The sequence below is a fragment of the Gluconacetobacter entanii genome (assembly GCF_003206495.1).
Lineage (GTDB): Bacteria > Pseudomonadota > Alphaproteobacteria > Acetobacterales > Acetobacteraceae > Novacetimonas > Novacetimonas entanii.
Window position 1 is genome coordinate 25,137 of record NZ_NKUF01000004.1, and the last position, 26,083, is coordinate 51,219.

The 26,083-nt window shown below is 63.9% G+C and carries 29 protein-coding genes; 7 read left to right on the top strand and 22 right to left on the bottom strand.

What is annotated here, in order from left to right; genetic code table 11:
* Nucleotide 1: 1 nt before the first annotated feature.
* Complete coding sequence (locus CFR72_RS02975) at nt 2-856, bottom strand: sulfurtransferase (protein ID WP_110912580.1); 855 nt, start codon at nt 854-856, stop codon at nt 2-4.
* A 116-nt stretch (nt 857-972) separates the two neighbouring features.
* Here CFR72_RS02975 and CFR72_RS02980 point away from each other — a divergent pair, with 116 nt between their 5' ends.
* Nucleotides 973-2,046, top strand: a complete 1,074-nt coding sequence (locus CFR72_RS02980) for an AI-2E family transporter (RefSeq protein ID WP_110912581.1) — start codon at nt 973-975, stop codon at nt 2,044-2,046.
* Nucleotides 2,043-2,747: an endonuclease/exonuclease/phosphatase family protein gene (locus CFR72_RS02985; RefSeq protein WP_110912582.1), complete on the top strand. Its 705-nt coding sequence runs from the start codon at nt 2,043-2,045 to the stop codon at nt 2,745-2,747. Before CFR72_RS02980 ends, CFR72_RS02985 begins: the two co-directional genes overlap by 4 nt.
* On the opposite strand, the gene cls is transcribed toward CFR72_RS02985, so the two are convergent.
* Nucleotides 2,738-4,156 (bottom strand): cardiolipin synthase, encoded by a 1,419-nt coding sequence (gene cls, locus CFR72_RS02990; RefSeq protein ID WP_110912673.1) that lies wholly within the window; start codon nt 4,154-4,156, stop codon nt 2,738-2,740. The two genes, CFR72_RS02985 and cls, sit on opposite strands and share 10 nt — an antisense overlap.
* A gap of 133 nt (nt 4,157-4,289) precedes the next feature.
* On the opposite strand from cls, the gene CFR72_RS02995 reads away from it, so the two are divergent.
* Complete coding sequence (locus CFR72_RS02995) at nt 4,290-4,700, top strand: YraN family protein (protein WP_244182148.1); 411 nt, start codon at nt 4,290-4,292, stop codon at nt 4,698-4,700.
* A gap of 17 nt (nt 4,701-4,717) precedes the next feature.
* On the opposite strand, the gene CFR72_RS03000 is transcribed toward CFR72_RS02995, so the two are convergent.
* From CFR72_RS03000 to purB, 10 genes are all read right to left on the bottom strand, one after another.
* Entirely contained in the window at nt 4,718-5,050 is a 333-nt protein-coding gene (locus CFR72_RS03000) for a hypothetical protein (protein WP_193713184.1), read from the bottom strand.
* Nucleotides 5,051-5,207: 157 nt separating this feature from the next.
* Nucleotides 5,208-5,543: a Grx4 family monothiol glutaredoxin gene (gene grxD, locus CFR72_RS03005; protein WP_110093803.1), complete on the bottom strand. Its 336-nt coding sequence runs from the start codon at nt 5,541-5,543 to the stop codon at nt 5,208-5,210.
* A gap of 52 nt (nt 5,544-5,595) precedes the next feature.
* Nucleotides 5,596-5,829: a BolA family protein gene (locus tag CFR72_RS03010; protein ID WP_003620177.1), complete on the bottom strand. Its 234-nt coding sequence runs from the start codon at nt 5,827-5,829 to the stop codon at nt 5,596-5,598.
* 28 nt (nt 5,830-5,857) lie between these two features.
* Nucleotides 5,858-8,068 carry a phosphoribosylformylglycinamidine synthase subunit PurL gene (purL, locus tag CFR72_RS03015; protein ID WP_110912583.1) on the bottom strand — a complete coding sequence of 737 codons (2,211 nt, stop codon included), beginning with the start codon at nt 8,066-8,068 and terminating at the stop codon, nt 5,858-5,860.
* Nucleotides 8,065-8,766 carry a phosphoribosylformylglycinamidine synthase subunit PurQ gene (gene purQ / locus CFR72_RS03020; RefSeq protein ID WP_110912584.1) on the bottom strand — a complete coding sequence of 234 codons (702 nt, stop codon included), beginning with the start codon at nt 8,764-8,766 and terminating at the stop codon, nt 8,065-8,067. Before purQ ends, purL begins: the two co-directional genes overlap by 4 nt.
* Complete coding sequence (locus CFR72_RS03025; RefSeq protein WP_110912585.1) at nt 8,763-9,152, bottom strand: Rap1a/Tai family immunity protein; 390 nt, start codon at nt 9,150-9,152, stop codon at nt 8,763-8,765. Before CFR72_RS03025 ends, purQ begins: the two co-directional genes overlap by 4 nt.
* On the bottom strand, nt 9,149-9,394 hold the full coding sequence (purS, locus tag CFR72_RS03030; RefSeq protein WP_110093807.1) for a phosphoribosylformylglycinamidine synthase subunit PurS: 246 nt from the start codon (nt 9,392-9,394) through the stop codon (nt 9,149-9,151). Before purS ends, CFR72_RS03025 begins: the two co-directional genes overlap by 4 nt.
* Nucleotides 9,391-10,155 (bottom strand): phosphoribosylaminoimidazolesuccinocarboxamide synthase, encoded by a 765-nt coding sequence (gene purC / locus CFR72_RS03035; protein WP_110912586.1) that lies wholly within the window; start codon nt 10,153-10,155, stop codon nt 9,391-9,393. Before purC ends, purS begins: the two co-directional genes overlap by 4 nt.
* 125 nt (nt 10,156-10,280) lie before the next feature.
* On the bottom strand, nt 10,281-11,048 hold the full coding sequence (locus tag CFR72_RS03040) for an NRDE family protein (RefSeq protein ID WP_110912587.1): 768 nt from the start codon (nt 11,046-11,048) through the stop codon (nt 10,281-10,283).
* A 53-nt stretch (nt 11,049-11,101) separates the two neighbouring features.
* Complete coding sequence (purB, locus tag CFR72_RS03045) at nt 11,102-12,454, bottom strand: adenylosuccinate lyase (protein WP_110912588.1); 1,353 nt, start codon at nt 12,452-12,454, stop codon at nt 11,102-11,104.
* Between the two features lie 208 nt (nt 12,455-12,662).
* On the opposite strand from purB, the gene CFR72_RS03050 reads away from it, so the two are divergent.
* Genes CFR72_RS03050 through CFR72_RS03065 form a run of 4 tightly spaced genes read left to right on the top strand, consistent with a single transcriptional unit; the run spans nt 12,663 to nt 16,297 of the window.
* Complete coding sequence (locus CFR72_RS03050; protein WP_110912589.1) at nt 12,663-13,262, top strand: YjbE family putative metal transport protein; 600 nt, start codon at nt 12,663-12,665, stop codon at nt 13,260-13,262.
* The gene (locus CFR72_RS03055; RefSeq protein WP_244182150.1) at nt 13,259-15,286 is read left to right on the top strand and encodes a lytic transglycosylase domain-containing protein; all 2,028 of its coding nucleotides are present in this window, start codon (nt 13,259-13,261) and stop codon (nt 15,284-15,286) included. Before CFR72_RS03050 ends, CFR72_RS03055 begins: the two co-directional genes overlap by 4 nt.
* A complete protein-coding gene (locus CFR72_RS03060) occupies nt 15,286-15,747 on the top strand; it encodes a phosphatidylglycerophosphatase A family protein (protein ID WP_208629949.1) in 462 nt (153 codons plus the stop codon). Before CFR72_RS03055 ends, CFR72_RS03060 begins: the two co-directional genes overlap by 1 nt.
* Before the next feature lie 43 nt (nt 15,748-15,790).
* The gene (locus CFR72_RS03065; protein ID WP_110912591.1) at nt 15,791-16,297 is read left to right on the top strand and encodes a CinA family protein; all 507 of its coding nucleotides are present in this window, start codon (nt 15,791-15,793) and stop codon (nt 16,295-16,297) included.
* A gap of 96 nt (nt 16,298-16,393) precedes the next feature.
* On the opposite strand, the gene CFR72_RS17940 is transcribed toward CFR72_RS03065, so the two are convergent.
* The 10 genes from CFR72_RS17940 to trpD form a co-directional block, all read right to left on the bottom strand.
* Nucleotides 16,394-16,726, bottom strand: coding sequence for a hypothetical protein (locus CFR72_RS17940; protein WP_244182152.1), 333 nt, complete (start codon nt 16,724-16,726; stop codon nt 16,394-16,396).
* A gap of 34 nt (nt 16,727-16,760) precedes the next feature.
* A complete protein-coding gene (locus CFR72_RS03075; RefSeq protein ID WP_110912592.1) occupies nt 16,761-17,249 on the bottom strand; it encodes a type II toxin-antitoxin system RatA family toxin in 489 nt (162 codons plus the stop codon).
* On the bottom strand, nt 17,249-18,241 hold the full coding sequence (gene lipA, locus CFR72_RS03080) for a lipoyl synthase (protein ID WP_110912677.1): 993 nt from the start codon (nt 18,239-18,241) through the stop codon (nt 17,249-17,251). Before lipA ends, CFR72_RS03075 begins: the two co-directional genes overlap by 1 nt.
* Before the next feature lie 170 nt (nt 18,242-18,411).
* On the bottom strand, nt 18,412-19,824 hold the full coding sequence (gene lpdA / locus CFR72_RS03085) for a dihydrolipoyl dehydrogenase (protein ID WP_110912593.1): 1,413 nt from the start codon (nt 19,822-19,824) through the stop codon (nt 18,412-18,414).
* A 10-nt stretch (nt 19,825-19,834) separates the two neighbouring features.
* Entirely contained in the window at nt 19,835-21,127 is a 1,293-nt protein-coding gene (locus CFR72_RS03090; RefSeq protein ID WP_110912594.1) for a pyruvate dehydrogenase complex dihydrolipoamide acetyltransferase, read from the bottom strand.
* A 12-nt stretch (nt 21,128-21,139) separates the two neighbouring features.
* On the bottom strand, nt 21,140-22,501 hold the full coding sequence (locus tag CFR72_RS03095; RefSeq protein WP_110912595.1) for a pyruvate dehydrogenase complex E1 component subunit beta: 1,362 nt from the start codon (nt 22,499-22,501) through the stop codon (nt 21,140-21,142).
* A 6-nt stretch (nt 22,502-22,507) separates the two neighbouring features.
* Nucleotides 22,508-23,467 (bottom strand): pyruvate dehydrogenase (acetyl-transferring) E1 component subunit alpha, encoded by a 960-nt coding sequence (pdhA, locus tag CFR72_RS03100; protein WP_390670744.1) that lies wholly within the window; start codon nt 23,465-23,467, stop codon nt 22,508-22,510.
* Between the two features lie 135 nt (nt 23,468-23,602).
* On the bottom strand, nt 23,603-24,100 hold the full coding sequence (gene moaC, locus CFR72_RS03105) for a cyclic pyranopterin monophosphate synthase MoaC (RefSeq protein ID WP_110912597.1): 498 nt from the start codon (nt 24,098-24,100) through the stop codon (nt 23,603-23,605).
* Complete coding sequence (gene trpC, locus CFR72_RS03110; protein WP_110912598.1) at nt 24,097-24,948, bottom strand: indole-3-glycerol phosphate synthase TrpC; 852 nt, start codon at nt 24,946-24,948, stop codon at nt 24,097-24,099. Before trpC ends, moaC begins: the two co-directional genes overlap by 4 nt.
* Before the next feature lie 31 nt (nt 24,949-24,979).
* Nucleotides 24,980-26,080, bottom strand: a complete 1,101-nt coding sequence (trpD, locus tag CFR72_RS03115; protein ID WP_110912599.1) for an anthranilate phosphoribosyltransferase — start codon at nt 26,078-26,080, stop codon at nt 24,980-24,982.
* Nucleotides 26,081-26,083: the final 3 nt, after the last annotated feature.

Genomic DNA, 26,083 nt, shown 5'->3' on the forward strand with positions numbered 1-26,083 from the left:
TCTATGCGTTCCGTGTCACGATGGGGGTGCCCGGGGTCGATGCCCATTCCGCCCATGACCCGTCATAGACGGCGTGCTGTCCCAGCCCCGCCGCCACCAGCCCGAGCGCCAGCACGCATGCGGTCATGCCGCTGCCGCATGTGCAGACGGCTTCCCTGTCGGGACGCATGCCCGCGGCGGCGAAGACCTGTCGCAGTTCATGGGGCGGCCGCATGCGCCCGTCGGCCGTCAGCAGCGTCGTATAGGGCATGCTGGTCGCGCCGGGCATGTGCCCCGAGGGCATGCCCGCGCGCGGTTCGGGCTGTTCACCGGTAAAGCGCCCATGGGCGCGTGCATCAAGGATCAGCGATGAGCCGGGCGCATGGACGATGTCGAGCATGTCCCCAAGCCCCTTCAGCCTGCGCATGCGGGGACGCGCGACAAAGGGTGGCGTGTCCTGCGCGGGCACCGGGGTCGGCCCTGTCTCCAGCCGCAACCCTGCTTCCTGCCAGGCGGGCAGCCCGCCATCGAGCACCTGCGTGCGGTCATGGCCAAACAGCCCCATCAGCCACCAGCCACGCGCGGCGCAGGCCACGCCCTTCTGGTCATAAAAGATGATGCGGGCCCCGTCATGCAGGCCCAGCGCACGGGCCAGGCGGGTAAAGCGCGCCTGACCCGGCACCGTATGGGGCAACGGGGAGTCCGGGTCCGAAAATGCGTCGATGTCAAACCGTCGCGCGCCGGGAATATGCCCCGACAGGAAACAGGTCTGCGGATCGAATTTCTGTCCCGGCAGGGCCTGCGTCGCGTCCAGTATGACAACATCGTCATGTGACAGGCAGCGGTCCAGGTCTTCGGCGGAAATCAGTGGGTGCATATCTGTGCCAACCTTTGGTGTTTCAGCGCTTTGCGATAAGGTGCAGCATATTGTGCCATGACGAAAGCGGGGTCACGCCTTCGCACGGATTGCCACGGGACGGATCGCGACGGATTATGGTCGAACGCATCATGATGGGGCTTATGCTGGGGGGAATCGCCTTCGGCTGCGTTCTCATCCTCTACCCCTTCATGTCAGCCCTGCTGTGGGCGGCAATCCTGACATTTTCGACATGGCCGATCTATGTGCGGCTGCGGCGGCAGACCTCCCCGCTGATCGCCGCGCTGGGCATGACGGTCATGTCGGCGGTCGTGCTGGTGGTGCCGCTTACGCTTGTGGTCTCCAGCAGCATTGTCGAACTGCCCCAGACCCTGCCCGACGCGATCGACAGCATCACCACCTCCATCCACCTGCCGCCCCTGCCCGCATGGCTGGGACATATCCCGCATCTGGGCGCGCAACTGAACGAGACGTGGGAGAAGTGGCGTGTGGACGTGGGCAATATCGACCAGATGATACGCCCCTACAGCGGCCGACTGGTGCAATGGGCCCTTGCCGGGGTCATGCAACTCGCCAGCGGGCTTGCGCATCTGGGCATGGCGCTGTTCATGGCGTTTTTCTTCTGGCTGGGCGGGGAAGCACTTGGTGATACGTTCGTTGCCGTCGTGCGGCGCATCGCCGGGGTCTATGCGGATCGTATCCTCGGGATCATCGGGCGCACCATCCGGGGCACCGTCTATGGCATCATCGGCACCGCCCTGCTGCAGGGCGTGCTGACGGGGATCGGTTTCGCCATCGCGGGGATCTCCAACCCCATCCTGTGGGGCGGGATCACCGCCTTCATCTCCGTCCTGCCCATCGGCGCGCCGCTGATCTGGATACCGGCGGCGTTCTTCCTGTTCGTCGCCCACCATCCCGGCTGGGGCGTGTTCCTGCTGCTTTACGGGACCATCATCGTGTCGGGGGCCGATCATATCATGCGGCCCATGTTCATTGCCCGCGGGGCGCAGCTTCCCTATCTCCTGACGGTGCTGGGCGTTCTTGGGGGAATCTGGACGTTTGGCGGCCTTGGCATTTTTCTGGGGCCGGTGCTTATTGGTGTGGGATATACCCTGACGGCTGAATTCGCCGCAGGAGATCCGGGCGCGCGCCTGCCGCCCGAGGTCAGGGAGCCATTTGTCGAGCCATGAACCTTGCGCGTCCGTATCTGCGGCTGCCCGCCATCGTCGCCCAGCCGGGGACTTCTCCCCTGCCGGGATACCAGCCCGCGTTCCGTTCCGAAAACAGCATCAGGATCATCAGTTGGAACCTGTTGCGAAAGATCGGCGCCACGGTGCGCGATGTCGTGCACCTGATCCATCAGGAAAAGCCCGACCTGCTGCTGATGCAGGAGGCAACGATTGACATCGACGCCCTGCCCACGCTGATCGGGGGGCATTATGCGCGCTCCCCCCTGCCCGGCCGCATCCATGGCGTCGCATGCTGGAGCCCGTGGCCCTATCGCAGGCCGCCCATGACCTGCACCCTGCCGTCGGGGACGCTGATACGGCGCGTGGCGCAGATCATTGAATGTGGCCCGTTTGCCATCGCCAACGTGCACCTTTCGCATGGGCAATTGCTGAACCGCCGGCAGTTGCGCCGCATGTCGCAGCTTCTGCCCTATCGTGCCGCGATCCTTGGGGACTTCAATCTTGTCGGTCCCACGCTGGTCCGGCATTTCCGTGATGTCGGCCCCCGTGCGCCCACGCATCGCATGGCCGATGTCCTGCCGATCCGGCTCGACCGGTGCCTGATCCGTGGCCTGTCATGCGTGGAGCAGCGCGTGATCGACAATTACGCATCCGACCACCGTCCCATCGCCGTCCGGCTCGAACTCCTGCCTCAGAGATAGGGCAGGAGCAGCCGTGCCGAGGCATCGCGCAGCCTGACCGGCAGGGAACGCCGGTCGAGGTCGTGATGGGTCAGGCGTTCATGGCGATGGCGGATGATGAAATCGTCAATCGTGGCAGCCAGCGTATCATCATAGATTTCGAGGTTGATCTCGAAATTCAGCCGCAGGCTGCGCACGTCAATGTTCGAACTGCCCACGAATGACCAGTGCCGGTCCACGACCATGAGTTTCGAGTGGTTGAAGGGCGGTCGCGCCTGCCAGACCCTGCAACCGGAATCGAGGAAGCGCGGCAGGTTCGCCGCCCGTGCCCAGTCGATGAAGATATGGTTGCTGTGGCGCGGGACGATGATGTCCACCTCGATCCCGCGCAGCGCCGCAAGGGCAAGTTCCGTCAGGAACCTGTCATCGGGAAGGAAATACGGCGTCATCAGACGCACGGAATGCCGGGCCATCGGAATGGCCTGCAGCATGGTGTATTCGATCTTCTCCAGGTCGGAATCCGGTCCCGCCGTGACAATGCGCGTCAGGCTGTCGCCATGGGCCTTCTGTTCGGGGAAGAACAGGTCTGCCAGTAGTTCCTCCCCCGTGGTGAAGGTCCAGTCGCGGGCGAAGGCCTCGCTCAACTGGTGGATGACCGGCCCGGCAATGCGGAAATGCGTGTCGGAGACGGGATGGGCCGGATGCAGCGCCGTCAGGTTCTCCCTGCCGATATTCAGCCCGCCCATGAACCCGGTCTGGCCATCGACCACCAGGATTTTCTTGTGATCGCGCATGTTGATGAACGGCATGCGCCACGGCAGCATCGAATGCATGAACCGCCCGACCGGCACCCCTGCCCGCGCCAGCCTGCTGGCGATCGCGCAATGGAAATAGCCGCTGCCCACGCCATCGACCAGCACCCGCACCTGTGCGCCGCGCCGGTGGGCCGCAATCAGCGCATCGCAGAATTTATGCCCGATTTCGTCTGGCCGGAAAATATATGAACACAGCAGGACCGTGCTTTGCGCCCCTTCAATCGCCGCGAGCATCTGTGGATACGCGCTGTCGCCGTCATGCAGCTGGGTGACAAGGTTGCCGGCCAGCAACGGACGCTGTGTCAGTTTCGTGACCATCTCCGCCAGCGGGGCAAAGCGTCCCTCCTCCCCCCTGCGCCAGCGCGAGGTCATGGTGCGGCTGTGCCACGGATGCAGGCCGACCAGGCGCTTTGCGCGCCGCCGCACACGGTTGATGCCGAACATCGAATACAGGATGCCACCGGTCAGCGGCATGAGGACCGTGACACCGATCCACCCGATGGAGGCCCCTACGTCACGTTTCGTCAGCAGCACATGGACGATGACAACCGCCACGATACACAGGCGCAGCGCCAGCACGATCGGGGCAAGGAAAGTGACGTAAGTATAGATCATGATGCGGTCATTATTCCGTACGCGCCATGAAGGCATGAAAATTCGACACAGGCCGTCATGTTGGCTGCCCCGTGAGACCCGGATCGCGGTATTGCTGGTCCCTGCGCAGGCATCCCCGGGCAAAGGAAATGTAATGAAAGTCGCGACAACGCCAGAAGCCCCATCATCGCCATCATGGCGGAAGCGTTCCATGGGACGGCGATCCCATCACAGGGGACTGGAAGCGGAACGGAAGGTCATGGAGCGGATGCGGTCGGAAGGATGGACCATCCTGGCGCAGCGCGCCCGCACGGCATGGGGGGAAATTGATATCGTCGCCATCCGTGACGGTATGCTGGTCTTTACGGAAGTGAAGGCACGTCCGTCGATCATGCAGGCAGGCGATGCCATCTCGCGCCGCACGATGCAGCGCCTGATGAATGCGGCGCAGGCCCTGTGCATGCTCAATACCGGATGGACCTATGACGAAATGCGCTTTGACGTGGTGGTAGTCCTGCCCGATGGCGATCTGCATCGCATCGAGGACGCATTCAGGATGGAGTGAGCCGCAATCCGGGACAATCAGGTCCGGTGATGGAGGCTCGTACGTGTCACGTGATGGATGGCGGTCGTGCCATGCGGACGGTAGGACACTTCATGAACCAGGGAATGGCGCACGTGCGATGACGTCGCGTGATGGGCGGATGCCACAACGACATGATGCCCGGCAACAGCACGGCGATAGACCACATGGCGCACCGGCGGCGGCGGCGCGGTCAGGGCGCTGAGTGTCAGGCGATCTGCTTCCATCTCTGTCATGGCATGGCTACGTGCCTGCGCCTGTGGCGTGACGCTGTAGAAGAAACCCGCGCAAACCACCGACAGGGTCGTGATTCGCAAGCACGTATGGCGCATCTAACACTCCAATTCAGTCATCGCAGCGAAGCTACGCAAAATCGGGTGCGCAAGGCAAGGCTCCGCACTGGCTGAAACAAAAAAAAGCGGAAGGGAGCCTGCGCTTCCCTTCCGCCTTCTGTTCCGGCTGTTACACCGGGGACCTGTCGGGTGCCGTTCAGGCAGATGCCGCGACAATGCCCTTTTCAGCCAGCAGCTTCTGCAGTTCGCCGGACTGGTACATCTCCGTCACGATGTCACAGCCACCGATGAACTCGCCCTTGACATAAAGCTGCGGCACCGTGGGCCAGTTCGAAAAATCCTTGATCCCCTGACGCAGGGCCGGATCTTCGAGGACATTGGCGGTCTTGAACGGCACGCCCAGATGCTTGAGGATCTGCACGACGCGTGCGGAAAAACCGCACTGCGGGAAGGTCGCATCGCCCTTCATGTACAGCATGACCGGATTGGCGTCGATCTGCGCCTGGATCTGCTGGGTGATGGTTTCGGCCATAATAATGGACTCCTCGTTCTGATGACCGGCTGCCTGCCCCGGTTCGGGGGGATCAGTCCGGTGTACTGGTCTGAAGGGCGAGTGCGTGCAGCTTGCCCCCCATATGCCCCTGCAACGCGTTATAGACCAACTGGTGCTGTTTCACGCGGGACAGGCCGCGAAACGCATTGCTGACGACCTTGCAGGCGTAATGGTCGCCATCCCCCGCAAGGTCGTCGATGTGGATCTGCGCATCCGGCAGCGCGCCACGGATGTAGGTTTCGATTTCCTGGGCCGTCATGGCCATCGGCTGTTCTCCTGCCTGTCCCTGGTGTTCAGCGATCCATGAGTCGCGGGAAGAATTCCTTGTTCACCGCGACGAGACGTGCCTTTGATATTGTGGAGCCATGGGGCAATGTCAAACCGTCACCGCCACTTTGGCCCAGCACGCGACACGGGACGGAGGCCTGCGCCGCCCGGTCCATGAACGCCTTGCCATCGCGGACCGCGACGATGTAGCGCGCCTGATCCTCACCGAACCAGAAGGCTTCGGGACGCATGCCCGCCTGCGGTGCCAGCAGGGTGCATCCGGCGTCGCCCGCCATGACCATTTCCGTCACGGTGACCAGCAGGCCACCATCCGCCACGTCATGACACGCAACGATGGTGCCATCGAGGATGGACGCGCGTACGAAATCGCCATTGCGACGTTCGGCCTGTAGATCGACCGCAGGCGGTTCGCCATCCTGGCTGCCATGGATTTCACGCAGCCACAGCGACTGCCCCAGTTCGCCGCGTGTCTCGCCAATCACGATCACGTCACACCCGTCGGGCATGCCCAGTCCCACGGCCTTCGTGACGTCATCAAGCACGCCAAGCCCGCCAATCGCGGGTGTCGGCAGGATGGAAACCGACTCCCCATCCGGGCCACGGGTTTCGTTGTAGAGCGAGACATTGCCGCTGACGACCGGGAAGTCGAGTGCGCGGCACGCATCGCCCATGCCCGCGATGGCATCGACGAACTGCCCCATCACCTCGGGCTTTTCGGGGGAGCCGAAGTTGAGGTTGTCCGTTACCGCCAGCGGACGCGCGCCGGTGGCGGTCAGGTTGCGCCATGCCTCCGCCACGGCCTGCGCGCCGCCGGTCCGGGCGTTCGCGCGGCAGTAGCGCGGCGTGCAGTCCGTTGTCATCGCAAGGCCGAGCGTCGTGCCCTCGACCTGTATGATGGCCGCGTCGGCCGCGCCGGGGCGCCGGACGGTCTGGCCGCCCACCGTGCTGTCATACTGGTTCCACACCCACTCGCGCGAGGCGAGGTCGGGGCAGCGGATCAGCCGCAGCAGCGCCTGTTCGATCCCCACCGGGTCTGTAATCTGACCCAGCGGCACGGGCGGCAGGGCCGGCGCGGTCGGGCGGTGATAGACCGGGGCCTGGTCCGCCAGCGGCGCCAGCGGGATATCCGCCTCCGTCTGCCCCTTGTGGCGCAGGACGATGCGTCCCGTGTCCGTCAGGTGGCCGATGACGGCGAAATCCAGTTCCCACTTGTCGAAAATGGCGCGGGCCTGTTCCGTACGGTCGGGACGGATGACGATCAGCATCCGCTCCTGGCTTTCCGACAGCATCATTTCATAGGCCGTCATGCCGCGTTCGCGCTGTGGCACCTGGTCGAGGTCGAGTTCGATGCCCACCCCGCCCTTGCCCGCCATTTCCACGGCGGAGGACGTCAGGCCGGCAGCCCCCATGTCCTGAATGGCGACGATCGCGTCGGTCGCCATCAGTTCAAGGCACGCCTCAATCAGAAGTTTTTCAACGAACGGGTCGCCCACCTGGACCGTGGGACGCTTGGCCAGCGCGTCCTCGTCAAACTCGGACGAGGACATTGTGGCCCCGTGGATCCCGTCACGCCCGGTCTTCGACCCGACATAGATGACGGGATTGCCAACGCCTGCCGCCGCCGACAGGAAGATGCGGTCCTGACGCGCGACCCCCACCGTCATCGCATTGACCAGCGGATTGCCGTCATAGGCGGGATGGAAGTTGATTTCCCCCCCGACGGTGGGAACGCCGACGCAGTTGCCATACCCGCCAACGCCACGCACGACGCCATCGACGATGCGCCGCGTCTGCGGGTTGTCGGGATCGCCAAAGCGCAGGGCATTGAGGTTCGCAACCGGGCGCGCGCCCATCGTGAAGACGTCGCGCAGGATGCCGCCAACCCCCGTTGCCGCCCCCTGGTAGGGTTCGATGAAGGAGGGATGGTTGTGGCTTTCCATCTTGAAGATGGCGGCAAGCCCCTGCCCGATATCGACGACGCCCGCGTTCTCGCCCGGTCCATGGATGACCCACGGCGCCTTCGTCGGCAGCGTCTTCAGATACGCGCGCGACGATTTGTAGGAGCAGTGTTCCGACCACATGACGGAAAAAATACCCAGTTCGGTCAGGCTCGGCGTGCGTCCCATGATGGACAGCACATTGCCGTATTCCTCCGCCGTCAGGCCGAATTCCTTCGCCAGCGCCTCGTTGACGGGCTTCTGTCCTGCTGTGCTCATCCGACCAGCGCCTCCACCAGACCTGTAAACAGCGGCTTTCCGTCTTCTCCGCCCATCAGGGGATCCACCAGATCCTCGGGGTGCGGCATCATGCCGCAGATGCGCAGGTTCTCGCTGAAGACGCCAGCGATGGCCCCCATGCTTCCGTTGGGGTTGAGCGTGCCATCCCCGGCATCAAGCCGTCCGTCCGCCGCGACATAGCGGAAGGCGACGCGGTTGGTGTCTTCAAGCATGCGGATCGTCTCGTGGTCGGCGATGTAATTGCCGTCCCCATGCGCCATGGGCGTGCGAAACACGTCATGGCGCTTCCAGTGGCGGGTGAACGGCGTGTCGTTGCGTTCAACGCGCAGGAAGCAGTCCTGTGACAGGAACCGCAGCGAGGCGTTGCGCAGCAGCGCGCCGGGCAGAAGCTGTGCTTCCGTCAGGATCTGGAAGCCATTGCACACGCCAAGGATATGCCCGCCCGCCTGCGCGAAGCGGCGGATGGCGGGCATGATCGGCGCATGGGCCGCCATCGCCCCGCACCGCAGGTAATCGCCATAGCTGAAGCCACCGGGCAGCACGACGAGGTCAAGGTCCGGCAGTTCCGTTTCGCGGTGCCAGATCATGCGGGGGGCGACGCCGGTCACGCTGCGCAGCGCGATCGCCATGTCACGTTCCCGGTTGGTGCCGGGAAAAACAACAATGCCCGCCTTCATTTGTGATCGCCGCAGGGATAGGCTTCATGAAGCGCGGTAAAGACCGCCTCCCCCGCCGGGCGGGAAAGCTGGTCGCGATGCGCCTTCATCCAGTCCACGACCTTGCCGCGCATGTCGGACAGGTTGGTCGCGGGCGCGATGCAGAACGCGGCGACATCGTGCTGGTCCTTTTCCGCATTGCGCTCGAACAGGTGCGCAAGGGCCGCGGCATCCGCCACGCCGGAAATGTAGGAGTCACACAGCCCCGTGCCCGACGCGCGCGTGCACAGCGTGCCCAGCTGCGACGCGGGCATGCGCGAAACGCGCTGCGCATGTGCGTCCGAACGCGGCAGCAGGCCCACGCCAAGCGCGCAGGCCGCAAGGAAAATGCCCGTTGCCGTCTTCATTCCTCAACGACCTCCGCCGCGAAATCCTCGATCACGAGGTTGGCAAGCAGCGCGCGGGCCATTTCGTTGGCCTGCACGATGGCACGGGCCGGGTCGCTTTCGGAGAGTTCGAGGTCGATCACCCGCCCGATGCGCACGTCACCGACATTCTTGAAGTCGAGCACATGCAGCGCATGTTCCACCGCCTTGCCCTGGGGGTCGAGCACGCCGTCCTTGAGCATGACCGTCACGCGTACTTTCATTGCATTACCTCCGGTCCCTTCATGTCGGAATTCGTCGCCTCGGGCAGGATGCCAAGGCGCATGGCCACTTCCTGATAGGCTTCCTCGACCTTGCCCATATCCTGGCGGAAACGGTCCTTGTCGAGCTTCTGGTTGGTCTTGGCATCCCACAGGCGGCAGTTGTCGGGCGAAATCTCGTCCGCCAGCACGATGCGCATGTTGTCGTTTTCCCACAGGCGGCCGAATTCAAGCTTGAAGTCCACCAGCGTGATCCCGATCCCCACGAACAGGCCGCACAGGAAATCGTTGATCCGCATGCTTAGCGAAACGATGTCCTCAAGGTCATGGGCGCAGGCCCAGCCAAAGGCGGTGATGTGCTCCTCGCTGACCATCGGGTCGTTGAGACTGTCGTTCTTGTAGTAGAATTCGACGATCGGGTGCGGCAGGCGGGTGCCTTCCTTGATGCCGAGGCGCTTGCTGAGGCTGCCTGCGGCGACATTGCGGATCACGACCTCAAGCGGGATGATCTCCACCTCGCGGATCAACTGCTCGCGCATGTTCAGCCGGCGGATGAAATGGGTGGGGATCCCGATTTCATGCAGGCGCAGCATCAGGTGTTCGCTGATCCGGTTGTTCAGGACGCCCTTGCCGGTAATGACGCCCTTCTTGGCGCCATTGCCCGCACTGGCATCGTCCTTGAAATACTGAACCATGGTTCCCGGTTCCGGACCCTCGAAAAGGATCTTCGCTTTTCCTTCATAAAGCTGGCGGCGGCGGCCCATACTCGTCCTTCACATACGGCTGTGGGAAGCATGCCGCAGGCATCCTCCCCTGCGGGTCCGCAACAGGACCCAGAATGATGCGCATGCAATAGCAGCGATTGCGCGTCGAAGATACCATAACGTTTCTATGTCGCCGCCATGCCCGCATCGGGGCGGCGGGCGTTCAGGTCCACCGGGGCATAGCCCACGCGGTCCGGCGCACCGGCGGCAAAGAACCATGACCGTCCGCCGGGTGCGCCGGGATCGCGCGAGACGCCCAGCGCGGAGGAACTGCAGGTGCCAAAGCCCGAACGCGGCGGGATGTTGAGTTCACTGCCCGCAGGAAGCGAACGGTCGGCCAGCAGCGTGGTCCAGCTTTCCCATGCGGGCGGGATGGGGCGTGGCGCGGCGCGGAAGCGTGGCAGGTGGCGTGCGATCCGCGGCATCGACATGTCATCGGGATCCGTGGTCGCGATCATGTGCGTCCCCGCCTCCAGCGCGATGACCTGTGGCGTGCCGTAACCGGGGCCGCGGATGAAAAACGCGTCCGTGCCGTCACCCACGATCATGTTGAAGGAGCGCCATTCCCCGGCATCAAGGGTCGCGATCTGCGCGATGGCATCGCGTGCGCACAGGTGATCCCCCACCATCAGCGGAAGTTCCCCGCGTGAACGCTTGCCCGGCGCGGGGCCAAGGCTGCCGACGCGGTTCATGATCGCCCCGATGACGCCCGCGTCATTCATGGTCAGCCACGAGCCACCGGCCACACAGTCACGTCCCCCCACGACCGTGGGATGTTCGCTCCAGTGGCGCGACGGTGGCTCCCACGGGCGGTCAAGGCGTTCATCACGGTTGGCCGCCAGCAGCAGCGGCCATGCCTCGTCCGGTTGGTGGGAGATAACGACAGTACACACGCCATTGATCCTGTATGTCTGGCCCGTGGCCGGGTCCGTTGGCTGTCCGGTCCCTATGCCTGGTGGGGGCCGGTTTCCCCGAAAACGCGATGGTAGGTGTGGTTCAGGTGACGCAGGTGCGCCTTGCTGTCCATCGCCGCGTCCAGCACCTCCGCCGGGACGCGTCCCGCGACTTCGGGATCGGCGTCGAGGTTTTCACGGAACGTCCGCCCGTCAGGCTGTCCCAGCTTGGTCCACGTTTCCATCGCGTTGCGCTGCACGATGCGATAGGCATCTTCACGCAGGATGCCCGCGCGTGCAAGCGCAAGCAGCACTTCGCCCGAATGGACGACACCGCCAAGGCTTTCGATATTCGCCTGCATGCGGTCGGGATAGACCACCAGCTTTTCCATCATCCCCGCAAGCCGCACCAGTGCGAAGTCAAGGCCGATCGTGCCATCGGGGCAGATGTTGCGTTCCACGGACGAATGGCTGATGTCGCGTTCATGCCACAGCGCCACGTTCTCCAGCGCCGGGATGACGTGCGAACGCACGAGGCGCGCAAGCCCGGTCAGGTTTTCCGACAGCACGGGGTTGCGCTTGTGCGGCATCGCGGACGACCCCTTCTGCCCCGGATGGAAGAACTCCTCCGCCTCGCGCACTTCTGAGCGCTGCAGGTGGCGGACTTCGACCGCAAGGCGTTCGATCCCGCTTGCGATCACCGCCAGCGCGCAGAAATAGGCGGCATGGCGGTCACGCGGGATCACCTGCGTGGAGACGCCCTCGGGCTTCAGGCCAAGCTTGTGCGCGACATATTCCTCCACGCGCGGGTCGATATGGGCATAGGTGCCGACCGCGCCTGAAATCGCACACACGGCAATTTCCTCCCGTGCACGGACAAGGCGTTCGCGGTTGCGGGCGAATTCCGCGTAATGTCCCGCAAGCTTCAGCCCGAACGACGTCGGTTCCGCATGGATGGCATGGCTGCGCCCGATCGTCAGCGTATGCTTGTGCTCGAACGCCCGCGCCTTCAGTGCGGCGAGCAGCCTGTCGAGATCTTCGAGCAGCAGGTCGGTCGCCTGCACCATCTGCACCGACAGGCAGGTGTCAAGCACGTCGGACGAGGTCATGCCCAGATGGACGAAGCGGCTGTCGGGGCCGACCTTTTCCGCAAGCCATGTCAGGAACGCGATGACGTCGTGGCGGGTGACGGCCTCGATCTCGTCGATACGGTCAAGGTCGGCCTGCGTGAACGCCGCCATCGCCGCGTCGCCCTTTTCGCGGATGGTGCGCGCGGACTCTTCGGGGATGGCGCCGTACCTGGCCATGGCCTCACACGCGAGGGCCTCGATTTCGAACCAGATGCGGTACCGGTTTTCCGGGGACCAGATGGCGGCCATCACCGGCCGGGTATAACGCGGGACCATAGGGTTGGATTTCCTTAACAAAATGCGCGATAGGGGAATGTGGGACCCTTTCCTAGCCAATTCCGCGTCGCGCGTCTTCCCTTTCATGCATATTTCAAATCCGGATGCGCATGATTGCATGGCATCCGCATCCCACGGCATATACTGGGGCAGACCGACTTCATTTTTCATGTCCCTGCCGGACAGTGCAACAGGATGTCCCTGCTTCATGTCATTTGCCGTTTCCGCCTCCTCGCTTTACGCGCTTGGTCAGGTTGTCCTCATTGATCTTACGCTGGCGGGCGACAACGCGATCGTTGTCGGAATGGCGGTGCGTGGCCTCCCCGCCCCGCAGCGCAGGGTCGCGATCCTGTCGGGCGTGCTGGGTGCCGCACTGATCCGGATATGCCTGGCGCTGGTGGCGGTGCGCCTGCTGGCCATCATCGGCCTGACGCTGGCGGGGGGGATGCTGCTGCTGTGGGTGTGCTGGCGGATGTATCGTGAAATGCGGGGGGCGGGCCACGCGGATGCCGATGCCGCCCCTGCCCCCGGTTCGCTGCGCAATGCCATCATCCGCATCATTGTGGCCGACCTGTCCATGAGCCTTGATAACGTCCTCGCGGTGGCGGGGGCCGCGGGCGAACATGTCGGCGTGCTGGTGACCGGACTGGTGGTTTCGGTGCTGATGATGGCCATCGCGGCCTCGCTGATCGCCCGACTGCTGGAGCGGTTCCGCTGGATTTCATGGATCGGGCTGCTGGTGGTGCTGGCGGTGGCCATTGAACTGATCGTCAAGGGCGGAGGTGAAGTGTGGACCCATCTTTCGTGACAGGCGGCCGTGGGTGGCGGGATGTGCGCCGCAGGATGGGGCGTGGTGGCCGTGTGGCGTCCATGGTGGCCGCATTGTGGATGTCATGCCCGGCCTGTGACGTTCATGCGGAAGTCCCCGCCATCCCCCCTTCCTCCGCATGGCCCACGCAGCGTCAGGCGGATACCGGCAATGCCGATGACAGTCCGGTTGCCGCCCGCCTGACGGTCTATCTGCGCCTGCTGTCCCCCGCCGGGGGAAGCGCCGATGAATATGCCAACTTCCTGACCGAAAGCGCCACATGGCCGAAGCGCGCCGTCATGCTCGCCCGGTTCGAGCATGCCCTGGCGCAGGAACAGGATCCCGCCACACTCGCGCGGTTGTGCGCGCGCTGGCAGTTGAGCAGCGCGCAGGCGCTGGCGCACTGTGCCACCGCCGCCACGCCACCGCCTTCGCAGATAACGCAGTGGGCGCGCGCGGCATGGGTTTCCGGGGCCGATCAGCCTGCCGATGCGCACCTGATGCAGCAGCAGTTTGGCGCGGCCTTTACCGCGCAGGACAACTGGCAGCGTTTTGACCGGCAGGAGCGTAATGGCCGCCTTGCCGCGGCCGATGCCCAGATCGCATATCTCGACCCGCAGCAGCAGGCCCTTGCCCGTGCGCGGCTTGCCCTGCGTCGCAATGACGCAGGTGCGCAGGATCTGCTGGCGGCGGTTGCCGACGGCCAGCGCGATGACGCCATGCTGGTCCTGGACCAGTTGCGCTGGCTGGATCATGCGCAACGCCTTGATGAGGCCATTGCCCTGTGGAAGCGCAGGGGTTTCGCCATAGAGCGGCAGCAGGACAAGGCAGGCGCCGCCATGTTCTGGCATGCGCGTGACACGCTGGCGCGTGACCTGCTGATGCAGGGGCGCAACCGCGATGCGCTGCTGATCGCCGATGACCAGTCGGGCCTGCCGGAGGTTGCGTCCTATGACGCGCAGTTCCTCAGTGGCTGGATCCTGCTGCAACGCCTGAAGCAGCCGGCAAAGGCGCTGGCGCGCTTTGAGCCGTTGACCCGCGCCACCGCACTGATCACCCGCAGTCGCGGACTGTACTGGAGCGGGCGTGCACAGGCGGCGCGTGGCAACCGTGCGGCGGCGCGTACCGCGTGGGAAGAGGCCGCGCAGTTTGCCAATACCTTTTACGGGCAGATGTCGATTGCCTGCCTGCGCAATGATGGGGTCAACGGGTTGCTGACCCCCGGACAGGCCGGGCAGTCCGTGCGCGAATACCTGATGCGGTTGCGCACGCCCGAACCCACGGTGGAGGAATCCGTGCGTTTCGATACGTCGGACCTTGCGCGCGCGGCCCAGATCCTGGTGTCATGGAACGATTTCCATCATGCCCGCGATTTTGTCATCAAACTGGATGAAGAAGCGACGCGGCCGGTGGAACATGTGCTTGCCGCCCGGCTTGCCACCCGTCTGGCGATGCCAGATGTCGCGGTGCTGATCGCGAGTCGTGCGGGGCGCGACGGGCTTGCGCTGGTGGATGATGGATGGCCCCGCCCCTTCGTGCCCTCGGAACATGACCTGCCGCAGGGGCTGGAACTGGCGGTCATGCGACAGGAAAGCAGCTTTGATCCCACCATCGTCAGCGGCGCGCATGCCGTCGGCCTGATGCAGTTGCTTCCGGCCACCGGACAGGAACTGGCCCGTCGTACGCACCAGCCCTATACCACCGTGACCGCGGCCACGCTGACCAATCCGCAGGTGAACATGACGCTGGGGGCGGCCTACCTCCAGCAGCTTATGGAGCGGTTCGGCGGCAGTGTCCCCTATCTGCTTGCCGCTTATAACAGCGGGCCGCACCGGGTCGATACATGGCTGGCCTCGCTTGGCGATCCGGCGCGCGATCATGCATCGGGCGAGGTCATACTGGACTGGGTGGAAAGCATCCCGTTCGAGGAGACGCGCAATTACGTGGAACGGGTGCTGGAAAACATGGTGATCTACCAGGCGCGCGCGGCCGGGACGGCAACAGGGACGGAGGCCGCACGATAATGCGTTCCTTCGCACGCATGATCGCCAGTTTTGGTGGCAGTGGCTTTGCCCCCCGTGCACCGGGGACGGTTGGATCGCTGGCCGCGCTGGTGGTGGGGGTTCCGCTGCTGCAGCATGCGGCATGGATGGGAATGGCCATCGCGGTGTGCTGCGTCATCGGATACTGGGCGACGGCCATGGTTTCGGATGGGGAAGACCATGGCTGGATCGTCATTGACGAAGTCGCGGGCATGTGGCTGTCGATGTGGCCGCTCGCCCAGCTTCATGTCCATGCCCTGCGTGGTGCGGATTTCCTGTGGCTGGCACTGGCGTTTGCCCTGTTCCGGCTGTTCGATATCACGAAACCCGGACCGGTGGGCTGGTTTGACAGGCGACATGATGCCGTGGGTATCATGGGCGATGATATCGTGGCGGGCATGGGGGCTGGGCTGATTGTCATGGCCCTGCATGCCATCGCCTGACCCCGGTGCGGGACATGCAGCCGCAAAAACAGGATGAAAGCATATGGAACCGTCATTATCCGCCCGGATGACGCAGGGCGCGCTTTTGCTGCTGGAGGAACTGGCCCGGCAGGGGCGCCGGATCGTCGTGGCCGAAAGCTGCACCGGCGGCCTGCTGGCCGGATCCCTGACACAGCCGCCCGGTGCGTCCGAATTCGTGGCGGGCGGGTTTGTGACCTATTCCAATGCGATGAAGGTGCGGCTGCTGGATGTGCCGTCTGTCCTGCTTGACCTGCGTGGCGCGGTCAGCAGCGAGGTCGCCGCAGCCATGGCGGAAGGTGCCGTGGCCGTCGCCCCCGATGCCGATATCGCGGTATCGATTACGGGAATCGCAGGTCCCGGTGGGGGAAGCGCCGAAAAGCCGGTGGGCCTGGTGTGGTTCGCCGTGGCGGTGAAGCAGCAGTTGACGCGGACGGTCTCGGTCGTGTTTTCCGGGGACCGGGATTCGATCCGGACGCAGGCCGTGATCCATGCCCAGACACTGGTGATCGAAGCATTGCAGGCCGGCTGAAACAAAAACGCGATCAGGTGGGATGACCTGATCGCGCCCGTGATGGTTAAAGCCCGATAGAATGAATGTTATTGGTCAATCCGATAGCTTCATGCCTTAATAGAATGCGACCGTATCGGTGGTCTCCGGCACACGGATCGGCGGAGACGTCGTTCCGGTGCCTGCGGCCTGAACCGGCTGCGGTTTGCCATTCGCGACCGGCCCCTTCGCCGCAGGTGCCGGGGTCGCAGGTGCTTTGGCGTTCAGGCTGGCCCGCGCTTTTTGCAGGCTGAGGGCATTGAGATCCGCCGTTTCGGCGTTGCTGCCCGGTGCGGGCGCTTGGCTGTCCGATGTCTGGTGACGTGCATGCGTCGCAGCCAGTGACGCATGCGCCGTTCCTGCCCCCGCCAGTCCAGCCAGCAGGAAGATCAGGAGAGAGGAATGTTTCATTAGACCATTTTCCGGGAAGTAGGCATGCCCGCTATTATGCGTTTCCCATCTTGGCGGGCATGGTCGAGGGATTGGCGGGCGGTACTATCGTGGGTGGACCATAGATGTCACGGGCCCGCCGGATAAAGGCCGACACCATCAGGCGAACGGCCTCGTTGAATACAACGCCGATTGCCGCCTGCAGCAGGCGGGAGCGGAATTCGAAATCGACGAAGAAATCGATCAGGCATCCCCGTTCATCAGGGGTAAAGGTCCAGACATTGTTCAGGTAGCGGAACGGACCTTTTTCATAGGTGACACGGATGGTTCGTGGCTGATCGAGGGTCACGCGACTGGTGAAGGTTTCACGGAACGGACCAAAACCGATCGACAGGTCCGCCACCAGCAGCGTGGCGGTGCGGCTTCTGACCCTGGCGGCCACGCACCAGGGCAGGAACTGCGGATACTTTCCGACATCGGCGACCAGATCGAAAAGCTGATCCGGAGAATAGGCGATCAACCGACGTTCGGCATGGGTGGGCATCACTTCGTCTCCATCGCGCCGTTCTGGGTTTCCAGACGCTTTTGTCGTGCGGCACGCAATTCCGCAAAATCAGAGTCCGCATGATACGACGACCGTGTCAGTGGCGACGAACTGACCTGAAGGAATCCCTTGACCCGGGCCATGGCGGCGTAGTCGGCGAACTCCTCCGGCGTGACAAAACGTGCCACCGCAGCATGCTTGACCGTAGGTTGGAGATATTGCCCCAGGGTGATGAAATCAACGTCCGCTATACGCAGGTCATCCATGACCTGAAGTATTTCGGGCTTCTCCTCCCCCAGTCCCAGCATCAGTCCCGACTTGGTGAAGATCGACGGATCAAGGCGCTTGACGTCATCAAGCAGCCGCATCGACTGGTAATAGCGCGCTCCGGGCCGGATGGAGGGATACAGGCGCGGCACGGTTTCAAGGTTGTGGTTGAACACATCGGGCCGTGCCCTGACCACGATTTCCAGCGACCCGGGCTTGCGCAGGAAATCGGGGGTCAGGATCTCGATGGTCGTGGTGGGGGCCGCCTCGCGTATCGCGGTGATGACACGGGCAAAATGATGCGCCCCGCCGTCCGGCAGGTCGTCACGGTCCACGGACGTGATGACGACATGACGCAGGCCCAGCTTTGCCACCGCTTCGGCCACGCGCTGCGGTTCATCGGCATCCAGCGCGTGCGGCAGTCCGGTCGTGACATTGCAGAACGCGCAGGCGCGGGTGCAGATTTCGCCCATGATCATCATGGTCGCGTGGCGTTGCGACCAGCATTCGCCGATATTGGGACAGGCCGCTTCCTCGCACACCGTCACCAGTTTCTGGTCACGCATCAGCTTGCGCGTTTCGTGATAGACGGGGTTGTTGGGCGCGCTGACACGGATCCAGTCCGGTTTCCTGGCAATGGGGTTGTCAGGCCGGTGTGCTTTTTCCGGGTGCCGCGCCGCAGGCGACCCTTCCTTGCGATGATCGATCAGGACACGTACGGACATAAGCGGTAAAACCCCGAAAAACAGGCAGATATCCACAAGTGGAACGCGCCGTTCCATGCGTCAAGCATTCTTGCGTGCCGGAACCTGATGGGCAATCACAAGGTCGGGAAAGGCACGCGGTGCAGCATACCTCCCCCGTTCATGGTGCATGAAAGCGGCCGCTGCAAAGTTCAGAAATGCAGCGCCCCGTCATAGGCGGCCAGCACGGCCTCATGCATGGTTTCGGAAATGGTGGGATGCGGGAACACCGTTTCCTTCAACTCCTCATCCGTCAGTTCCGATGTCCGGGCGATGACATAGCCCTGGATCATCTCCGTCACCTCGGCCCCGATCATGTGCGCGCCAAGCAGTTCGCCTGTCTGCGCGTCAAAGATGGTCTTGACCAGCCCTTCCGGCTCTCCCATCGCGATGGCCTTGCCATTGCCGATAAAGGGAAAGCGCCCGACGCGGATCTTGTAGCCCGCCTCCTTCGCCCGTGCCTCCGTCATGCCGACCGAGGCCACCTGCGGACGGCAGTAGGTGCAGCCGGGGATGTTCAGCGGATCCATCGGATGGACCTTCCGCCCGGCGATCATCTCCGCGCACATCACGCCTTCATGGCTTGCCTTGTGGGCCAGCCAGGGCGGCCCGGCAATGTCCCCGATGGCATAGACCCCCTTCTCCGCCGTGCGGCAGTAGGGATCGACCTTGATATGGGTGCGCTCGACCTCGATTGCGGTGCCTTCCAGCCCGATATTCTCGACATTGCCGACGATACCGACGGCCGAAATGACGCGATCGACCGTAATCTCCTGCGTCTTGCCGCCTGCCTCGACCTTCAGGGTCACGGTATCGGGCCCCTTGGAGACGGACACGATCTTCGCCCCCGTCAGGATCTTCATGCCCTGCTTTTCGAATGCCTTGCGTGCAAGGCCGCTGATTTCCTCATCCTCTACCGGCAGGACGCGCTCAGCAACCTCAACAATGGTCACTTCGGAGCCCATGTTGCGATAGAACGAGGCGAACTCGATCCCGATCGCCCCGGACCCGATCACCACCAGGCGCTTGGGCAGTTCCGTCGGCACCATGGCCTCGCGATAGGACCAGATCAGCTTCTGGTCCGGCTCCAGTCCCGGCAGCACGCGCGCCCGCGCACCTGTCGCGATGATGACATGCGGGGCCAGCAGCGTCGCCGCGTCTCCCCCGCCTGTCGGGGTGACCGAAACCCGGCGTCTGTCGCCCTCGCTTCCGTCAAGGCGGCCGAAGCCGTTGATGACGGTTACCTTGTTCTTCTTCAGCAGGTGCCCGACACCCGCCGAAAGCTGTGCCGAGACCGCGCGGGAGCGTTTGACCACTTTCCCAAGGTCAAAGCGCACATTGTCCGCCGCGAACCCGAATTCCCCAAGGTTATGCAGCAGGTGATTGATTTCCGACGCCCGCAGCAGCGCCTTGGTCGGGATACAGCCCCAGTTGAGGCAGATGCCGCCAAGCTGCGCGGCTTCCACCACCGCGACCTTCAGGCCAAGCTGCCCCGCGCGGATCGCGCTGACATATCCGCCGGGACCACCACCGATGATGATGACGTCAAATTGGGAAGAGTTCATGCCAGCGTCCTCAGACCACAAGACTTAGCGGGTTTTCCACCACGGAACGGAAGACCGAGACCCATTGCGCGGCAAGCGCGCCATCCACGACGCGATGATCCACCGACAGTGTCACGGTCATGACGGTGGCCACACGGATTTCCCCGTCCTTTACCACCGGGCGGGCTTCTCCCGCCGCAATGGCGAGGATGGCGGCCTGTGGCGGGTTGATGATGGCGGAGAACGCCTTCACCCCCATCATCCCCATGTTGGAGATGGAGAACGTGCCGCCCTGGAATTCATGGGGCTTGAGCTTCCCCTCACGCGCGCGCCGGATCAGGCCGCGCGTCTCCGTGCTGATCTGGCCAAGGCTTTTCAGGTCGGCCTGCCGGACGATGGGCGTGATCAGCCCGTCAGGGATGGAAACCGCCATCGAGATGTCGATATTGTCGTAATGGACAGTCACGTCGCCCGCATGGGAGACATTGACATCGGGCACCCGGCGCAACGTGATGGCCGCTGCCTTGATGAGCATGTCGTTGACCGAGATCTTGTAGGCCCCTGCCCCGTCCGCAGGCGATGCCGCGTTCAGTTGGGAACGCAGGGCCAGAAGCGCGTCGAGTTCGACATCCATCTCCACATAAAAATGCGGAATGGTCGATTTCGCTTCGGTCAGGCGACGGGCGATCACCTTGCGCATCGTCGAATTGGCGACGGTGTGATGGGGGGTATCGGCCGCGATCGCAACGCCCTGCATTGCGGGCGGCTGTGCTGGCGCTGCGGGCTGTGGCGGTGCGGCAGGTTGTGCCGCGGCCTGTTCGACATCGCGGCGGACGATCCGCCCGTTCGGACCACTGCCCTTGAGCGTGGACAGGTCGATCCCTTTCTGGCCGGCGATGCGGCGTGCCAGCGGAGAGGCGAAAATACGCTTCCCCTTCGCCGGTCCGGCTGCTGCAGGCGTCGCAGGGGCAGCCGATCCGGATGTACCGGTCACAGGCGCAGCCGATGCCGTGGGGGCCGGCGTGGGCGCCGGGGCCGCTGCCGCAGGTGCAGGGGCGCCGGGCGCATCGGGCACGGCCTCGCCTTCGGCGACGAGGATGGCGATCGGCGTGTTGACCTTGATGGCCTCGGCCCCCTCATCCACCAGGATGCGGCCAAGCACGCCCTCGTCCACGGCCTCGACTTCCATCGTGGCCTTGTCCGTCTCGATCTCGGCGACGACGTCGCCCGCACTGACCGCCTCGCCTTCCTTCTTCAGCCAGCGCAGCAGCTTGCCTTCCGTCATGGTGGGAGACAGGGCCGGCATCAGGATATTCGTGGACATCGCGTTGCTCCCTCAGACAATCTGCCGGACGGCGTTGAGGATCCACTCGACATTGGGCAATGCCAGCTTTTCAAGGTTGGCGGCAAACGGCATCGGCACGTCGGCGCCCGCCACGCGCACCGGCGGGGCGTCAAGGTAGTCGAACGCATGTTCGATCACCTGCATGGCAATCTCCGCACCGATCCCGGCGAAGGGCCAGCCTTCCTCGACACAGACAAGGCGGCTGGTCTTCCTGACGCTGTTGACGACCGTTTCGGTGTCAAGGGGACGGATCGTGCGCAGGTTGATCACCTCCGCGCTGATGCCCTGTTCCGCCAGCTTTGCCGCCGCCTCAAGTGCGACACCAACCATGATGGAGAATGTCACGATGGTGACGTCGCTACCCTCGCGTTCGACCTTTGCCCTGCCGATGGGCAGGATGAAATCCTCATCCACGGGACAGGGGAATTTCTGTCCGTACAGGATCTCGTTTTCAAGGAAGATGACCGGGTTGGGATCGCGGATCGCGGCACGCAGCAGGCCCTTTGCATCGGCGGCGGACCATGGGGTGACGACCTTCAGGCCGGGGACATGGCCATACCAGCTTGCATAGCACTGCGAATGCTGTGCCCCCACCCGCGCCGCTGCACCGTTGGGACCGCGGAAGACGATGGGGCACGACATCTGCCCGCCCGACATGTAGCGCGTCTTGGCGGCGGAATTGATGATCTGGTCAATGGCCTGCATGGCGAAATTCATGGTCATGAATTCCACGATCGGCTTCAGCCCCGTAAGGGCCGCGCCAATCGCCATGCCGGTGAAACCCTGCTCGGTGATCGGGGTGTCGATGACCCGCTTTTCACCGAATTCGTCCAGCAGCCCCTGCGAGACCTTGTACGCACCCTGATACTGCGCGACCTCTTCACCAATCAGGAACACGTCCTCATCACGGCGCAGTTCCGCCGCCATGGCATCGCGCAGGGCTTCGCGCACCGTAATCTCGCTCGTCTCGCCCCAGTCCTTTTCGATGCCGGCCTGCGCTACTGGCGCGGGCTGCGTGGGGGGCGTGGTGGCGGGAGCTGTCGCCACGGGGGCGGCACCTGTGCTCGGCGCGGGTTCGGCAGGCGTCGCATCGGCGGCGGAACTGTCCTCCCCGGGGGCAAGGAGAATGGCGATAGGCGTGTTGACGGCGATGTTTTCCGTCCCTTCGGGCACCAGCACCCGACCGATGGTTCCCTCTTCCACGGCCTCGACTTCCATCGTGGCCTTGTCGGTCTCGATCTCGGCAATCACGTCGCCGGGGGCCACGTCTTCCCCGGTATTCTTCAGCCAGCGGGCCAGCTTCCCTTCCGTCATCGTGGGGGACAGGGCGGGCATCAATATCTGTATGGGCATCTGTGTTCAGCTTTCGACAAGCACATCGGTCCACAGTTCGGACGGATCTGGTTCGGGGCTGGTCTGGGCGAAGTCACTGGCATCGGTCACGATGGCCTTGACCTTGGTGTCGATGGCTTTCAGTTCGTCTTCCGTCGTGCCCATGGCCAGAAGTTCCTTGCGCGCACGTTCGATCGGATCGTGGTTCCTGCGCATTTCCTCCACTTCGGAACGCTGGCGGTATTTGGCCGGGTCGGACATCGAATGACCGCGATAACGGTAGGTATCGACCTCCAGCAGCACCGGCCCCCTGCCCGCGCGGCAGTGGGCGACGGCATCGCGCGCCGCATTGCGCACGGCCTCCACATCCATGCCATCGACATGGAAGCCGGGAATGCCCCACGGTTCGCCATTGCGCCACAGTTCACGCGAGGCGGAGGCGCGCTCCACGCTGGTGCCCATTCCGTAATGGTTGTTTTCAAGGACGAAGATGCACGGCAGTTTATGCAGGGCGGCAAGGTTGAAGCTCTCGTAAACCTGCCCCTGGTTGGACGCGCCCTCGCCATAATAGGTGACCGAGACCTCGTCCGTGCCGCGGTACTTGTTGGCGAAGGCAAGGCCGATGCCCAGCGAGACCTGCGCGCCGACGATGCCGTGGCCGCCATAGAAGTTCTTCTCGCGGGAGAACATGTGCATCGATCCCCCCTTGCCATGGGAATACCCGCCTTCACGTCCGGTCAGTTCCGCCATGACCCCGCGCGGCGTCATGCCCGCGGCCAGCATCTGCCCATGGTCACGGTAGGAGGTGATGATCTTGTCCCCGTCCTTGAGTTCCATCTGGATGCCGACCACCACGGCTTCCTGCCCGATATACAGGTGGCAGAAACCGCCGATCAGGCCCATGCCGTAAAGCTGTCCCGCCCGCTCCTCGAAACGGCGGATCAGGACCATCTGGTAATAGGCTTCCTGCAGTTCGGCCTGGGTCATGGCCTGGCTGTTGCGGCCGCCTTCGACATCGGAAACTTGTTTCTCACTCATTGAGTGTCCTTGCCTTCTTACATGACGTACAGACCGGGCCAGACCAGAGGATCGCGCGGCAGCACCGGCTGATGCAGTCTCTGGTTATCTGGAGGGCGGTGCCGTCCTTTCATAAAGCCCTGACGCGCCGCCGGATTTATGGTGCAGGCAAATTTGACCGATCTCCATGTCGCGATCGACGGCCTTGCACATGTCATACAGTGTCAGTCCGGCCACGCAGACAGCCGTCAGGGCCTCCATTTCCACGCCTGTCGGACCCGTGGTGCGGACGCGGGCGGTAATCTCGATGCCGGTGTCATCGGCCATGGGGGCAAGGTCCACCTTGACCGAGGACAGTGCAAGCGGATGGCAGAGCGGAATGAGGTCCGACGTCTTCTTTGCCGCCATGATGCCAGCGATCCGCGCGGCGGCCAGCACGTCCCCCTTTGGCGCGGTGCCGGACAGGATCATGTCGAGTGTCGTGCGACGCATGGTGATGCGGCCCTTCGCCACGGCTTCGCGCAGGGTCGTCGCCTTCCCCGATACGTCCACCATCGTGGCATTGCCTGCCGCGTCGAGGTGCGAAAGGGTTGCCCCCGTCATGCCTGGGCGGTGCCCAGCAGCGTGCGGACCGCGTTTTCGAGGTCATCCGCGCGCAGCAGGCTTTCCCCCACAAGAAAGCCGCTTGCGCCCACGGCATTCAGCTTCACGATGTCCTCATGCGTGCGGATGCCGCTTTCGGAGACGATGATCCTGTCGGGCGGGACCATCGGCGCGAGTTCGATCGTCGTGTTCAGGTCGGTCTTGAGCGTCTTGAGGTTGCGGTTGTTGATACCGATCAGGGATGTATCGAGCGCGAGCGCACGGTTCAGTTCCTGCTCGTCATGCACCTCCACCAGCACATCCATGTCCAGTCCCCGCGCAATGTCGAGGAGTTCCGCGGCCTCTGCATCCGTCAGGATCGCCATGATCAGCAGGATGCAGTCTGCGCCGATCAGGCGGCTTTCATGCACCTGCCACGGGTCAAGGATGAAGTCCTTGCGCAGGATCGGCAGCTTGCACGCCTCCCGCACGCGGGTCAGGTCTTCGGCGCTGCCGTGGAAGCACGACCCTTCGGTCAGCACGGAGATGCACGCGGCACCCGCTTGCTCGTACTGCTGCGCGATCAGGGTTGGCTGGTAATCCGCACGCAGGATGCCGGCGGAGGGAGAGGCCTTCTTTATTTCCGCGATCAGCCCGATCTGGTGATCGGCCGTGCGCTGCTTGAGCGCCTGTCCGAAGCCGCGCGGCGGGGTTGCCACCTCACGCGCCCGCGCGGTGATTTCCTTGAGCGGCGTGACGGTCGCACGCTGCGCCACATCCACCCGGGTGCGGGCGCAGATACGGTCGAGCACATCGGGCAAATCATCGGCATCCAGGTCCGGGACAGAATCGGTCTGTTGCGGCATCATTGGCGTGTCGTTCATTTTTTACCCTGTTACTCTATTCTGGCCTGTCCGCCCGGCATTCACGAACGGCTTGCAGCACGGCATGCGCCGCGCCATTGTCAAGAACGCTGGCGGCCAAGGCAACGTTCGTACGCAGGGCGACAATATCCAGCCTGTCGCCCTGAATGATATTTCCCCGCCCCGCCACATGCAGCGCAACGGCCGCATTCAGCAGCACCGTGTCGCGATAGGCGCCATGTGCGCCGCACAGCAGGTCGTTCAGCGCCCGGGCATTGTGCCGGGGCGTGCCCCCGGCGATGGCCTCGATCGGCGCGGGCGGCAGTCCCGCGTCCCCGGCCGTCACGACCCAGTCGCGGATGACCCCGCCATCAAGCGCGCAGATGCGGTTTTCCCCTGCCAGGGTCAGTTCATCGACCCAGCGCCTGTCGCCGCACGCGCCACTGACGCTCCAGACACAGTGCGATCCCTCATCCCGCAGGGTCTCGACCATCGGGCGCTGCCAGCGCGGGTCGAACACGCCCACCAGTTGACGGCGCACATGGCCCGGATTGCATAGCGGACCGACAAGGTTGAAGATGGTCCGGAACCCGAGTTCACGCCGGACCTGTCCCACATGGCGTAGGGCGGGATGGTGGTTCGGCGCGGCAAGGAACGCAACCCGGCAGGCATGGACCTGTGCGCGGATGTCGTCATGCCCGTCCGGCAGGCCAACCCCGAGTTCAAGCAGCACGTCCGTCGCCCCCGAGCGTGAGGACAGTGCCCGGTTGCCATGCTTGATGACCGGTACCTCGAGCGCTGCCAGCACAAAGGCCACGGCAGTGGAGACGTTGAAGGTGCCAAGCCCGTCGCCTCCGGTGCCGCAGACGTCGATGGCCCCGTCCGGCAGGTCCTTCACGCCGATCATGCGTGCGCGTATCGCGCTGACGGCGGCGCGCAGTTCACCCGCCGTCTCGCCCTTCATGTGAAGGGCGGTAAGGAACGCGGCGAGACGGATGTCGGAGACCTGCCCGTCCATGACCTGCGCGAAAATCCCTTCCGCCACCGGAAGCGGAAGGTCATGGCCAAGCAGCAGGTCCTTCATCACGGAGCGGAAATCGGCGACCACAGGGGCGGACGGGCCGGATGACTGTGTCATGGC